Source organism: Haloterrigena salifodinae (assembly GCF_003977755.1).
GTDB lineage: Archaea > Halobacteriota > Halobacteria > Halobacteriales > Natrialbaceae > Haloterrigena > Haloterrigena salifodinae.
The window spans coordinates 859,034-871,207 of sequence record NZ_RQWN01000002.1; the positions used below are offsets into that span (position 1 = coordinate 859,034).

Consider the following 12,174-nt stretch of genomic DNA (forward strand, 5'->3'; position numbering starts at 1 on the left):
CGCGTAACCGATGGCACCCGACATCTCACTCCCGTCCACCGATCGTCTCGACCTCGAGGTCCCGGCCCCCGAACTCCTCGTCCTCTCGCTGTCGGCCCTGCTGTGGCTCGTCCTCCTGCAGGGGTGGCTTCCCGGACTTGGCTCCCCGCCGGCGGGCCTCGAGGCGCCGATGGGTGCGCCGGGGGTCCCCGAAGCGATCGCCGCGGCCAACGGCCTCGGCGGCGTCGCGGCGTACCTGCTGTTGTGGGGGACGATGATGCTGGCGATGATGCTCCCATCGCTGCTCCCGGTCGTTCGGACGGTCCGCGAGGAGGTCTGTGCCAGCCGGTCCGTGTTCGGGTCCGCCATCGTCGCCTTTCTCGGCGCCTACGGCCTCGCGTGGACGCTCGTCGGCGCCGTCCCGCTGGTGGTCGCCGTTCTGGTTCCGATCCGTGAACTGCTGACCGCCTCCGCGTTCGGCGTCTCCGTCGCCGTGATCGTCGTCAGCGGCCTGCTGGCGTTCGCCGGCGTCTACCAGCAGACGGCGCTGAAACGCGACCTTCTCGCTCGTTGTGGTCGCTGTCATTCGGTTCCTCATCGTCCCAAGTCCGCTCGAATGGCCCGCGACGGTCTCTCGTACGCCGCCAACTGCATCGGCTGTACGTGGCCGCTGTTCGCGCTAATGGTCGCGCTCGGGTCGATGAACGTCCTCGTCATGGTCGGGCTGACCCTTGTCGTCTCGATAGAGCGGCTCGCACCCGACGAGACCGCCGCCGCTCGCGCCCTCGGCGTCGTGCTACTCGGCGCCGCTGTCTTCACGCTCCTGTTCGGCGTGCCGGCCGTCTGAACGGTATCGACTCACCGGCATTCGTCGGTGGCTCGTCGACGGTTCGGCTCGATTCGGTTCCGACTACCTCGCTTCCTGGAGTTCCTCGAGCGCCTCGGGGTTCTCGATGCTACTCATGTCGCCGAGATCCTCGCCGGTGTAGGTGGCCTCGATGGCCCGGCGGATGATCTTGCCCGACTGGGTCTTCGGGAGGTCGTCGACGAACAGGATCTCGCGCGGACGGAACGGTTTGCCCAGCTCCTCGCCGACCTGCGCACGCAGTTCCGCCTTGAGATCGTCCGATTCCTCCCGGCCGTCCTCGAGGATGACGTAGGTGACGACCGCCGTCCCAGTCGTCTCGTCGGGGGCGCCGATGGCGGCGGCCTGGTTGACGGCCTCGTGGTCGATGAGCGCCCCCTCGACTTCGGCGGGGCCGACTTTGCGGCCGGCGACGTTCAGCGCGTCGTCGGCCCGGCCATGGAGGAACCAGAAGCCGTCCTCGTCCTTCTGTGCCCAGTCGCCGTGGTTCCACATCGGCGGATCCTCGAAGGTCGACCAGTACTCGTTCAGGTACCGCTCGTCGCCCGACCACAGCGACTTCGTCATTGAGGGACAGGAGTCACGCGCGACGAGGAACCCCCGCTGGTTGTCCTCCCTGACGGAATTCCCGTCCCGATCGACGATATCGATGTCCATTCCCAGCCCGGGTCCGCCCAGCGTGCAAGGCTTCAGTGGCTGGGTCGGCATCGGCATCAAGAAGCAGCCGCAGATTTCGGTGCCGCCGGAGATGTTGATGATCGGCGCCTCGCCGCCGCCGACGTTCTCGTAGAACCAGCGCCACGATTCGGGGTCCCACGGCTCGCCCGTCGACCCCAACAGCCGGAGCGACGAGAGGTCGTGCCCCTCGAGCCACTCGTCCCCGTGCTTCCGTAGCGCCCGGATCGCGGTCGGCGAGATGCCGAACTGCGTCAACTTGTGGCGGTCGATCATCTCCCAGAAGCGGTCGGGTTCGGGGTGGTCGGGCGCGCCCTCGTACACGAAGACGGTGCCGCCGAAGGTGTGGGTGCCGATGAGCGTCCACGGCCCCATCATCCAGCCGATGTCCGAGACCCAGAAGAACCGGTCGGCGGGCTTGAGGTCCATCCCGAAGTAGACCTCCTTGGCGCACTGGACCTGCACGCCCGCGTGGGTGTGGACGATCCCTTTTGGCTTGCCCGTCGTCCCTGACGAATAGAGGAGCATCGACTCCTGACTCGAGTCGAGCGCCTTCGTCTCGTACTCGTCGTCGGCCGTCCCGACGGCGTCGTCCCACCACTCGTCCCGGTCGTCGCTCCAGGGGATCTCGTGTTCGTTTTGGCGGTCGCTGGATCCCAACCGATCGAAGACGATCGTGTGCTCGACGTACCCGGCCTTCTCGATTGCCTCGTCGGCGGCGGACTTGAGGAAGACGGGATCGCCGCGCCGATAGAAGCCGTCGCCCGTGAAGAGCACCGAGCACTCCGAGTCCGCGATCCGGGTCGCGGCCGCGTCGACGCCGAAGCCCGAGAAGATGGGCACCGCGATCGCGCCCACCTTGAAACAGCCGTAGAGGATCGAGACGACCTCGGGCACCATCGGCATGTAGAGGCCGACGGTGTCGCCGGTCTCGATGCCCCGCTGCTCGAGGGCGTTGGCCACCTTGTTCGACTGCCGGCGCAGTTCGTGGTAGGTCACCTCCCGAATCTCGCCGTCCTCGCCCTCCCAGATCGTCGCCACTTTGTTGCGTCGCTCCTCGTCGACGGCGGCGTGACGGTCGAGGACGTTGTGGGCGATATTGATCTCGCCGCCGGGGTACCAGTCGGTGAACTGCGGACCACCGCGGCTCGCGGTTTCACCGCTCGCTTCCGAGGCGCTTCGCGCCTCGCCGTCGTCTCTCACCTCGTCGTACTCCTCGTAGAACTCGATCCCGAGGTAGTCGACGAGTTCGTCCCAGAACCAGTCGACGCCGCTCTCGGGTTCGCCGTCGACCTCGCTCGTCGTCCGCTCGATGAGCTCGTCGTAGTCGTCGATCCCGTACGTCTCCATGAAGTCATAGACGTTCGTCGACTCGACGAACTCCCGGCTGGGGTCGTGGACGACCTCGTCGACGTCCTCGAGTGCCGGATCTGTTACGTCGGACATTGTTACTCGTACGTAAGGGTCATGCCACCATCAAACAATAGGTCGCCGCCGTCCAAGTGCCGGCCGAGATCCGAGAAGCCCAGCAGGAAGAGGTTGGCGACGTCGATCGGTTCCATCATCTCCTTGACGCGGGACTGGCCGAGCATGACGTCCTCGATCACCTCGTCGACCGAGATCCCGCGCTGCTCGGCGGTGTCCTCAAGCTGGTCGGTCACCAGCGGCGTCTTCACGTAGCCCGTGCTGATCGAGTAGGCGCGGATCTCCCCCTCGCCCTCGGCGGCGATCGACTGGGTGAGCCCGCGTAGACCGAACTTCGAGACGTTGTAACCGACCTTGTCGCTGGTGACGTAGTGGCCGTGGACCGAGCCCATGTTGCCCACGCAGCCCTGGCCGTCCTCGGTCTCCCGGAAGTGGGGGATGCAGAGCTTCGAGAGGTACAGCGGCGCCCGGAGCATGATACGGTGCATCGTGTCGTAGGTCTCCATCGGGAAGTTCTCGATCGAGTCGATGTGTTGCATCCCGGCGACGTTGGCGAGGTACTTGATATCGCCCAGTTCGGCCGCCTCGTCGACGATCTGCTCTAAGTCGTCGTCCTCGGTCAGATCGCCGACGATCGACGTGATCTCGCCCTCGAGGCCGAGTTCCTCGCCCCGATCGACGGTCCCGGCGAGGCCGTCCTCGTCGATGTCCGTCGCCGCGACGGTGAGCCCGTTCCCGGCGGCGGCGAGCGCGGTCGCGCGACCGATCCCCGACCCGGCGCCGGTCACGAGACAGACGTTGCGGTCGGTAAAGGCGTCGTCGTCGATCCGGTGAATCTCCTCGGCGGTCACGGTCGGTGGCGTCACCTGGTCCTGTGACATTTCGTATGGCTACCCTCGGAACGCGCTAAAAGACGCGCGTTAACATATCAACGGGCGTCCGGACGGCGCGCCGACTGACGCGACGTTACCGGTTTCGATCGGTAATCTCCGATTTCGAGCGGATCGCGCTCGCGAACGGGTGAAGATATTAATACGCTGTATGTGGTTCACTCGCTAGGAATGATCGATCTCGATATCGACATGCGCCAGTACGACTGTCCGTTCATCGATACGACCGACGATGTCGAGATCGCCTTCTCGGCCGTCCAGTGGCAACTGGACACCGACGACGAGCAACTCGAGACCCGGCTCATCGCGCGGGGGGAGTCAATGGGCGCCCTCGAGGACGGCCTCCACACGCTTCGGGACCACCCGAACATGCGGGAGTGTTACATCCTCTCGAAGCGGGAGAACGTCGCCGAGATCGGGACGACGATCGAGGAGACCAACGCGATGCGGACGATCCAGCGCAACGGCGGCTACATCACCGGCCCCTTCCACATCGAGGACGGCCACGAACGGTGGCACGTCGGCTTCGACGACGACGCCGACGAAGATCACGCGTTAGCCGAACTCGAGCGCCACAACGACTACACCGTCGCGGACCGCGACCAGTTCGGCCCGACGGAACTGTTCGATCTGCTGGAGAACTCCGACAGCGCGCTCCGCCTGCTCGAGGGCTGTCGGTCGCTGACCGAGACCGAACGCGAAACCTTCGAGACGGCTGCCCGGGAGGGCTACTACGAGACGCCCCGGGCGACGACCCTCGAGGAACTCTCGAATCACTTCGACATCTCGAAGACGGCCGTCTCGATGAACCTCCGCCGGAGCGAACGCAAGGTCCTGCAGGCAGCGCTGTCAGCGCTCGAGAACATGGACGAGATGGTGACGCAGACGCGCTGACTCCGGTCCGTCGAACGTCGGTCGCGAGAGTGCAGCGCGGGTGCGGCGATGACCGTCGGTCGCGAGAGATTCGACGATCGGCTTCCGCTCCGTTCAGGCCTCGAGGATGTCGTCGTCTTCGTCCTCGGGGACGACCAGCGAGCCGTCAAGGACCGTCACGCCGCGACCGCCGACGCGGACGTCCTCGCCGATCCGAACGCGGACCTGCCCTGGGCGGTCGACGTAGTGACCCTGCTCGAGGCGCAGTTCCTCGGGGAAGTCGTCGTCGAACGCGCCGAAGCGGTCGAGGTAGGCGCCGACCGCGCCGCTGGCGGTGCCGGTGACGGGGTCCTCGGGCACGCCGGCCCCGGGCGCGAACATCCGACCGTGCAGGGTCGATTCCCGGCCGAGCGCGTCGAACGTGAAGAGGTAGATTCCGGTCGCGTCCACTTCTTCCGTCAGCTCCTCGATCGCCCGCATATCGGGCTCGGCGCTCCCGAGGTCCGAGAGGTACGTGATCGGCGCGATCAGGAAGGGGAGGCCGGTCGAGGAGACCGCCAGCGGGATGTCGTCGCTCGCCCCTTCGAGGGCGGCCGCATCGACGCCCAACGCGTCGGCGACCCGTTCGTAGCCGATGTCGACCTCGCGGATGCGGGGCTCGTCCTGGGTCATCCAGACCGTTCCGTCCGCGTCGACCTCGATCTCGAGTTCCCCGACGTTCGTCTCGAGCGCGTAGGTGCCGGCCTCGAGGCCCTCGTCGCGGAGGTGGGCGAACGAACCGATCGTCGCGTGGCCACAGAGATCGACTTCCTGGGTCGGCGTGAAGTAGCGAATTCGGTAGTCGGCCGTCTCGCTGGGGCGGAGAAACGCCGTCTCGCTGACGGCCAGTTCGGCGGCAATCGACTGCATCTGGTCGTCCGAGAGCCCGTCCGCGTCGGGGACGACGCCGGCCGGATTCCCGGCCAGCGGCTCGTCCGTGAAGGCGTCGACCTGCAGGGTTCGAATCGTGTCCATACGACGGTGGTGGGCCGAACGCCGTATCAATCCTCGGTCATCTGACGCCCGATCCGACGCGCGGTCGCTCGAGCGTCCGCCGCCGTCCAGGAATCGGCCTCGGTCTATCTCCCGTCGATCCAGGCGACGAGGTCGTCGATCATCGCCTCTTCGACGTTGTTACGCACCATCGTTTCGTAGGGAACGGACGGCCCCTCGCCTGACATGAACAGGTGGTCGAGTCCGTCGTAGCTCTCGAAGGTCGTCGCCGGCCGGTCCTCGAGTTCGGTGCGCCACAGCTCGAAGTCGTTCTCGGGCGAGACCTGGAAATCGCGACGGCCCTGCAGGAAGCGGAGGGGGACGTCGACGTCACGAGCCGTGTCGACGTGATCGTAGTCCTCGAGGCTCTGCCAGAGCGCGCCGGGATACTCGGCGACGACTTCGTCGGCCTGATACTCGCCGTTGCGGATGCGTTCGGCGTCCTCCTGCATCCGATCGTATTGGGTGTTCAGTTGCTCCCAGTCGTGTTCGCCGACGGAGAGCCGGTGTTCGTACTGCTCGAGGAAGACGTCGTACAGCGGTCGCGCGGGCGCAGCCAGCCCGACGGCCCCGGCGAGGGACCCGTCCCGCGCGGCGATCCGGGGCGCGGCCATCCCGCCCAGGCTGTGGCCCACGACGACGATCCGATCGGCGTCGACGCCCTCGAGCGCGCGAAGCTGGTCGACGGCGACCAGCGCGTCGTCGACGATGGTGCGATCGAGCGACCGATCCGCGAGATCCGGGATGCAGCTGTACGTTCGCTTGTCGTATCGGAGGACCGCGATGCCGCAGCTCGCGAGGCCCTCCGCCAGATCGCGAAACAGCTGGGTGCTGCCGTTCTGGTAGTTCTTGTCGGTTGGGGTCGAGCCGTGGACGAGCACGACGCCCGGAACGTCGTCGCTGCCGGTCGCCTCCGTCGGGACGGTCGCGATACCGTCGAGGTGACAGCCCTCGGCCGGGACGGTCACGGACTCCGTCGCGAACGAGTCGGGGTCGACGTACGTCGGCCGTTCGTACTCGACGGGGAAGTCGACCACCGCGACGGCGTCGTCTTTGACGCCGACCAGCAGACCGTCCTCGCCGCGCTCGAACGTCATCGTCACGTCGATGACAGCGGCGTCGCCGAATGCCCGCGTCTGTCCCGGTTCGAGGTCGGCGGCCTCGCCGACCGCCGTAATTTCCTCGAACTCACCGTGGACGGCCGTATACCCCATCCAGACCCGCTCGAGATTTCCGGCAGGTATCGGACCGGCAGTGGGGGTCAGGTTGCTCGCCTCCTCGAACCGGTCGGCCGCCAGTTTCTCGACGAACTGCCGTGCGAACGCTGCTGGCGTTTCCGGGGACGAATCGTCCGTTTTCTCGGCCTCGGGTTCGTCGGGCGATTCGTTCTCGTCGGTCGATTCCTCGCTGTCCGGTTCCCTCTCCTCGTCCAGTAAATCCGAACAGCCGGCCAGCGCGGCGACCGTTGTCGTCGAGACCGCCGACAGTAGCTGCCGTCGCCCCAATCTTGTCATATCTAATGTTATTACAGAAAATGAATTAATAAATGTAATCACTTCCCGGTTAGGATTCGGCATCCGGTCCCCGCCCTCACCGCCCGACGTCGACTCAGTCGTCGCCCGGCTGTTCGACCCGCTCGCCGTCGTCGACCGACGGCAACTCGCCGGATTCGTGGGTCCCCACGGGCGGCCGGTTGACCTCGGCGGCCGGCGAGGCCTCGAGGTCGGTGCCGCCGTCCTCGTCGTTCGTCAGCGACTCCATCTCCCCGTCCTCACGGGCGTCCTGATCGATCCGCATCGAACAGAACTCGACACCGCACATCGAGCAGAAGCGGGCCTCCTTGTAGTTGTCACCGGGGAGGGTCTGGTCGTGGTACTCGCGGGCGCGGTCGGGATCGAGCGCGAGACCGAACTGCTCGCGCCAGTCGAACTCGTAGCGGGCTTCCGAGAGGGCGTCGTCCCAGTCGCGCGCGCCGGGCCGCTCGTTGCCGACGTCGCCCGCGTGGGCCGCGATCCGGTAGGCCGCGAGGCCGTCGCGGACGTCCTCCTCGTCGGGGAGGCCGAGGTGCTCTTTGGGCGTGACGTAACAGAGCATCGCGGCGCCAGCCTGGGACGCCATCGCGGCGCCGATGGCGCTCGTGATGTGGTCGTAGCCCGGCGCGATGTCGGTCACCAGCGGACCGAGGACGTAGAAGGGAGCGCCGTCGCAAACCTCCTGTTGGCGCTCGACGTTCTCGGCGACCTTGTGCATGGGGACGTGACCCGGCCCCTCGACCATCACCTGGACGTCGTACTTCCAGGCGCGGCGGGTGAGTTCGCCGAGCGTGTCGAGTTCGGCGTACTGGGCCTCGTCGCAGGCGTCGGCCAGACAGCCCGGACGAAGGCTGTCTCCGAGGCTGAAGGTGACGTCGTGTTCGGCGAAGATCTCGCAGATCTCGTCGTACACCTGAAAGAGCGGGTTCTGTTCGCCGTGGGTCTCCATCCACGAGGCCATGATCGACCCGCCCCGCGAGACGATCCCCGTCTTGCGGCCGTCGGTCAGCGGCAGGTGTTCGGCGAGGATGCCGGCGTGGATCGTCATGTAATCGACGCCCTGCTCGGCCTGTTTCTCGATGACCTCGAGCAGCAGGTCTTTGGTAAGTTCCTCGGGCCCGCCGGCTCGCTTGACGGCTTCGTACAGCGGCACCGTTCCGAGCGGCACTGGCGAGTGTTCGATGTGAGTCTCGCGAATCTCGTCGAGATCGCTTCCGGTACCGAGGTCCATCACCGTGTCCGCGCCGTAGTGGACCGCGGTGTGGAGCTTCTCGAGTTCCGTCTCGAGGTCGCTGGTCTCCTCGCTGTTACCGATGTTCGCGTTGACCTTCGTCGCGAACTCGCGGCCGATGATCATCGGGTCGAGCGACTCGTGGTTGACGTTCGCCGGGATCACTGCCTGTCCGTCAGCGACCTGCTTCCGGACGAACGCCGGGTCCCGGTTCTCGCGCTCGGCGACTCGTTCCATCGCGTCGGTGACCGTCCCCTCGCGGGCGGCTTCGATCTGGGTTCGCGCCATCGATAACTAGGTTGTATCATCGAGTTATATAGCGCTTGCGCTGGGAACGTCCGTTCGAACACGACCAGTGAGGCGACGGGAGTCGCCGTCCGGCACGATACGGGGGACTTCCTGCCGCTACGTCGGCCATTCGTCCGACCGATCGCAGCAGTCCGAAAAGCTAACTGTCAGATAGCGACGCTGAGATGGCGATGAACGATAGTTATAGTTAATCCAGATTCACGTGGTTTTTTATAGTACGATGTGGCCTTCTCGCCAAGGCAATTCATGGCGACGGAACACCATCGAAACGAGATCGGGGGGAACAGTTCGACGAACGAGCAGACGTACGTCTTTTCGCCAGAGAAGGCACCGTCGCTCGCCGTGGTCGATGCCGTCGCATCCGCGTCGGAAACCGACCCCACGGCGCTCCCGCCGCTGTACAACGCGATCGAACCCGACGCGCTCGACGCGATGTTCGAATCGTCGCAACCGGGATCGACGCGGCGCATTTCGTTTTCCTACAACGGGTTCGACGTTACCGTCGACGGCGGGCGGGCCGTCACGGTCTCGCTCGAGTAATCGGCCGACTAGCGGTCTGTCCGGGGGGAACAGTCCTCGAGGCGCGTGCTAACGACCGGCGCGAATCGTCCGAATACGCATCGTTTAAGCGGCGTTGATCCGTGGTACGTCCTGAAACACGATGTCCGACTTACCGGACGACTTCGACTGTACGATCACTACCTGGGAGTACATCTACGGCCTCTGTCGCGACGTCAGCGACGAGGTCCGCGACGACGAGTTCGACCCGGATGTCGTCGTCGCGCTGGCCCGGGGCGGCTGGTTCGCGGGTCGGTGTCTCTGTGATTTCCTCGGACTGGACGATCTGACGAGCCTGAAGATGGAACACTACGTCGGGGCCGCCGAGAAGAGCGACGAGCCGTCCGTTCGATACCCGATGCCCAAGGGCAGCGTCGAGGGGAAGGACGTGCTGATCATTGACGACATCGCCGACACCGGCGGCTCCATCGAGCGCGCCTACGAGTACGTCACCGACCGCGACGCCGGCGAGGTCCGCACTGCGACGCTGCAGTTGCTCGGCACCAGCGAGTACCAGCCCGACTACGCCGGCGAACACTTAGCGGAGTGGACCTGGATCGTCTACCCCTGGAACTTCATCGAGGACATGGTCGACCTCGTTTCCAGCGTCATGGAGCAGGCCGATCAGGAGTCGTTCACCCAGGAGGAGATCCGCCACTACCTCGCCGAGTTCCACGGGGTCGACCGCATCGAGATGGAGATCGCCCAACCCGACCGCATCCCCGAGGTGCTGACCGAGATGGAGCGACGCGACGTTCTCGAGTCGGCCGGCCCGGGCGAGTGGACGCTGGCCGCCGACTGAGCGAGCTGTCGAGTCCGCCTACTTTTCGAGTCGCCCCGCGATGTACACCCAGCGTTCGTCCTCGCGGAGCGTCCCGGAGACTCCTCGCTCGTCGACGATTTCGAACCCCGTTTCGCGCAACTGCGTTCGCGTTGCCGCCGCGCCGGCCACGTGCCACTGCATTTCGACCCCGGTCTCGAGCCAGTCCGGGTTCTCGCCGCGCCACTCCTCTAGCCCTCGGAGACCAGCACCCGCCCGCCGGGTTGGAGGACCCGCGCGAACTCCTCGAGGACCGTTAGGTGCTCGTCGAGCGGCACGTGAATCAGGGAATGAAGCGCTGTTACAGCATCGAAAGTCCCGTCGCGAACGGGCAGATCCGTCAAGTCCCCCCGAACGAGCGACGCCGTCGGTGCGTTCGCCGCTGCCAGTTCGAGTTGCTCCCGAGAGAAATCGACGCCGATCGCTGCCGCGGCGCCGTCCTCGCTTCTCCGCCGCAGAACTGGCGTCCCACGTCCGCAGCCGGCGTCGAGAACCGTCGGTGACGCCGGCAGCGATCCGAAAAACGCCTCGAGGGCCGCCCGTTCGCGATCCGCCTCTGACCGTTCGGCGGCGTACGTTTCCGCCAGTTCGTCGTATCCTCGGCGGACGACGTCCTTGTCGACCATCGACGAGGGATTCCGAGTCCTCCCTCTTCAATCGTCGTGCCGGACGCCGACGGACGCGTCCCTCGAGACACCCTCACCGCCGTTCGCTGCGGTCCCGAAACCGCGACCGAGCGTCGATCAGTTGGTCGCAGTCCTGACGCCGCCTACGCCCGTCGGAGCGCCGGCGGCACCTCGAGGGCGACGACCTCGTGTCGCGTCTCCTGTTGGTGGTCGGTGCCGATCGCCATCGCTTCGTCGCGGTCGTCGGCCGCGTGTTCGAACGAACAGCCCTCACACTGCACCAGGAACTGTTTCAGGCCGTCGGTCTCGGTCGGCTCCCTGTTCGTGAGCATATTCACCCGTTCACCGCGTGATTGCTTGAGCCGTTTTCCAAAAGGGTTTGGCATACAGACACATTGGCTTGTCACCAGAAGTGGGGGATTTGGCTCTCGTCCGCGATCCCCCTCCCGATTATCTAGTTACCGTTCGACGATAGATCACGACGGGTGATGATCGTCCCGACGCGACCGATGTGGCGGCGCCCGGCGCGAGCGCGGTCGCCGCTGCGAGACGCGTCGTGATGAGAAAGTAGATATCAATCGGCTGTGACGTAGTCGGCGTATGAAACGCATCCTCTCGAGCCTCGGTATCGGGGCTGCAACGGTCGATACGATCCTTCCGACGACGCTTACGGCGGGCGAAACCGTCGACGCGCGCGTCGATGTCACCGGCGGAAACGACACGCAGGAAGTCGACGGCATCTACTTCGCACTCGAGACGCGCTACGAGACCGACGAGAGCGCGCGGACGGGGACGATCGATTCGTTCCGCATCGCGGATCCGTTCACGATCGAACCCGACGAGGACAGGTCGTTCTCCGTATTGATCGACGTGCCCTACCACACGCCCGTGACGATGGGGAAGACGGAGGTCTGGCTCGACACCGGCCTCGACATCGACTGGGCCATCGATCCGGACGACACCGATCCCGTCGAAATCGAGCCGGATCCGCTCCGCCGAACGCTGTTCGACGCCGTCGAGTCGCTCGGGTTTACGCTCCGGACCGCAAACTGCGAGGCCAGCGAGTCGCTGTTCTCGAACCACCGGTTCGTCCAGGAGTTCGAGTTCGTTCCCCGATCGGGTCCGTTCGCCGGCGAACTCGACGAACTCGAGATCGTTCCGCTGCCGGAGGGCGACAGCTTCGACCTGCTGGTTGAGGTCGACCGCCGTGGCGGCCTGCTGACCGAACACTTCGACGCCGACGAGAGCCACGAGCGCCTCTCGCTCGACGCGACGACGACCGACCTCGAACGCCGGCTGCGCTCGACAATCGAGCGCAATCTCTGAGGCACCGTAGCGCCGAGCGCGAACCGCTCGAGC

General features: G+C 65.7%; 11 protein-coding genes and 1 pseudogene. 5 read left to right on the forward strand and 7 right to left on the reverse strand.

All coding sequences use genetic code 11. The features are described from left to right. The first annotated feature begins 10 nt into the window (after positions 1–10). A complete protein-coding gene (locus EH209_RS12880) occupies positions 11–826 on the forward strand; it encodes a DUF2182 domain-containing protein (RefSeq protein WP_126663273.1) in 816 nt (271 codons plus the stop codon). Positions 827–889: 63 nt separating this feature from the next. Here the strand turns inward: EH209_RS12880 and EH209_RS12885 are convergent, their stop codons facing one another. Next, complete coding sequence (locus EH209_RS12885) at positions 890–2,965, reverse strand: AMP-binding protein (protein WP_126663274.1); 2,076 nt, start codon at positions 2,963–2,965, stop codon at positions 890–892. 2 nt (positions 2,966–2,967) lie between these two features. Then, complete coding sequence (locus tag EH209_RS12890; protein WP_126663275.1) at positions 2,968–3,825, reverse strand: SDR family NAD(P)-dependent oxidoreductase; 858 nt, start codon at positions 3,823–3,825, stop codon at positions 2,968–2,970. A 180-nt stretch (positions 3,826–4,005) separates the two neighbouring features. Between EH209_RS12890 and EH209_RS12895 the strand changes: the two genes are divergently transcribed. Further along, on the forward strand, positions 4,006–4,728 hold the full coding sequence (locus tag EH209_RS12895) for a helix-turn-helix domain-containing protein (protein ID WP_126663276.1): 723 nt from the start codon (positions 4,006–4,008) through the stop codon (positions 4,726–4,728). Between the two features lie 93 nt (positions 4,729–4,821). Here EH209_RS12895 and EH209_RS12900 read toward each other — a convergent pair whose 3' ends face one another. The 3 genes from EH209_RS12900 to thiC all read right to left on the reverse strand — a co-directional run bounded on the left by EH209_RS12900 (position 4,822) and on the right by thiC (position 8,790). Further along, positions 4,822–5,721: a PhzF family phenazine biosynthesis protein gene (locus EH209_RS12900; RefSeq protein WP_126663277.1), complete on the reverse strand. Its 900-nt coding sequence runs from the start codon at positions 5,719–5,721 to the stop codon at positions 4,822–4,824. Between the two features lie 104 nt (positions 5,722–5,825). Beyond that, positions 5,826–7,253, reverse strand: a complete 1,428-nt coding sequence (locus tag EH209_RS12905) for an alpha/beta hydrolase family protein (protein ID WP_126663278.1) — start codon at positions 7,251–7,253, stop codon at positions 5,826–5,828. Between the two features lie 94 nt (positions 7,254–7,347). Continuing rightward, complete coding sequence (gene thiC, locus EH209_RS12910) at positions 7,348–8,790, reverse strand: phosphomethylpyrimidine synthase ThiC (protein WP_126663279.1); 1,443 nt, start codon at positions 8,788–8,790, stop codon at positions 7,348–7,350. Between the two features lie 267 nt (positions 8,791–9,057). Between thiC and EH209_RS12915 the strand changes: the two genes are divergently transcribed. Beyond that, positions 9,058–9,351, forward strand: a complete 294-nt coding sequence (locus EH209_RS12915) for a HalOD1 output domain-containing protein (protein WP_126663280.1) — start codon at positions 9,058–9,060, stop codon at positions 9,349–9,351. A 121-nt stretch (positions 9,352–9,472) separates the two neighbouring features. Continuing rightward, the gene (locus tag EH209_RS12920) at positions 9,473–10,171 is read left to right on the forward strand and encodes a phosphoribosyltransferase (RefSeq protein ID WP_126663281.1); all 699 of its coding nucleotides are present in this window, start codon (positions 9,473–9,475) and stop codon (positions 10,169–10,171) included. Positions 10,172–10,189: 18 nt separating this feature from the next. On the opposite strand, the pseudogene EH209_RS12925 reads toward EH209_RS12920, so the two are convergent. Beyond that, positions 10,190–10,815: pseudogene (locus EH209_RS12925) on the reverse strand (class I SAM-dependent methyltransferase). Between the two features lie 143 nt (positions 10,816–10,958). Then, a complete protein-coding gene (locus EH209_RS12930) occupies positions 10,959–11,147 on the reverse strand; it encodes a hypothetical protein (RefSeq protein WP_126663282.1) in 189 nt (62 codons plus the stop codon). Between the two features lie 268 nt (positions 11,148–11,415). Between EH209_RS12930 and EH209_RS12935 the strand changes: the two genes are divergently transcribed. Further along, positions 11,416–12,141 carry a sporulation protein gene (locus EH209_RS12935; protein WP_126663283.1) on the forward strand — a complete coding sequence of 242 codons (726 nt, stop codon included), beginning with the start codon at positions 11,416–11,418 and terminating at the stop codon, positions 12,139–12,141. Positions 12,142–12,174: the final 33 nt, after the last annotated feature.

What these genes read in the sequence shown, in the direction of transcription:
- EH209_RS12880 (WP_126663273.1), top strand. Translation starts at nt 11, where the DNA reads ATGGCACCCGACATCTCACTCCCGTCCACCGATCGTCTCGACCTCGAG.
- EH209_RS12885 (WP_126663274.1), bottom strand. Translation starts at nt 2,965, where the DNA reads ATGTCCGACGTAACAGATCCGGCACTCGAGGACGTCGACGAGGTCGTC.
- EH209_RS12890 (WP_126663275.1), bottom strand. Translation starts at nt 3,825, where the DNA reads ATGTCACAGGACCAGGTGACGCCACCGACCGTGACCGCCGAGGAGATT.
- EH209_RS12895 (WP_126663276.1), top strand. Translation starts at nt 4,006, where the DNA reads ATGATCGATCTCGATATCGACATGCGCCAGTACGACTGTCCGTTCATC.
- EH209_RS12900 (WP_126663277.1), bottom strand. Translation starts at nt 5,721, where the DNA reads ATGGACACGATTCGAACCCTGCAGGTCGACGCCTTCACGGACGAGCCG.
- EH209_RS12905 (WP_126663278.1), bottom strand. Translation starts at nt 7,253, where the DNA reads ATGACAAGATTGGGGCGACGGCAGCTACTGTCGGCGGTCTCGACGACA.
- thiC (WP_126663279.1), bottom strand. Translation starts at nt 8,790, where the DNA reads ATGGCGCGAACCCAGATCGAAGCCGCCCGCGAGGGGACGGTCACCGAC.
- EH209_RS12915 (WP_126663280.1), top strand. Translation starts at nt 9,058, where the DNA reads ATGGCGACGGAACACCATCGAAACGAGATCGGGGGGAACAGTTCGACG.
- EH209_RS12920 (WP_126663281.1), top strand. Translation starts at nt 9,473, where the DNA reads ATGTCCGACTTACCGGACGACTTCGACTGTACGATCACTACCTGGGAG.
- EH209_RS12930 (WP_126663282.1), bottom strand. Translation starts at nt 11,147, where the DNA reads ATGCTCACGAACAGGGAGCCGACCGAGACCGACGGCCTGAAACAGTTC.
- EH209_RS12935 (WP_126663283.1), top strand. Translation starts at nt 11,416, where the DNA reads ATGAAACGCATCCTCTCGAGCCTCGGTATCGGGGCTGCAACGGTCGAT.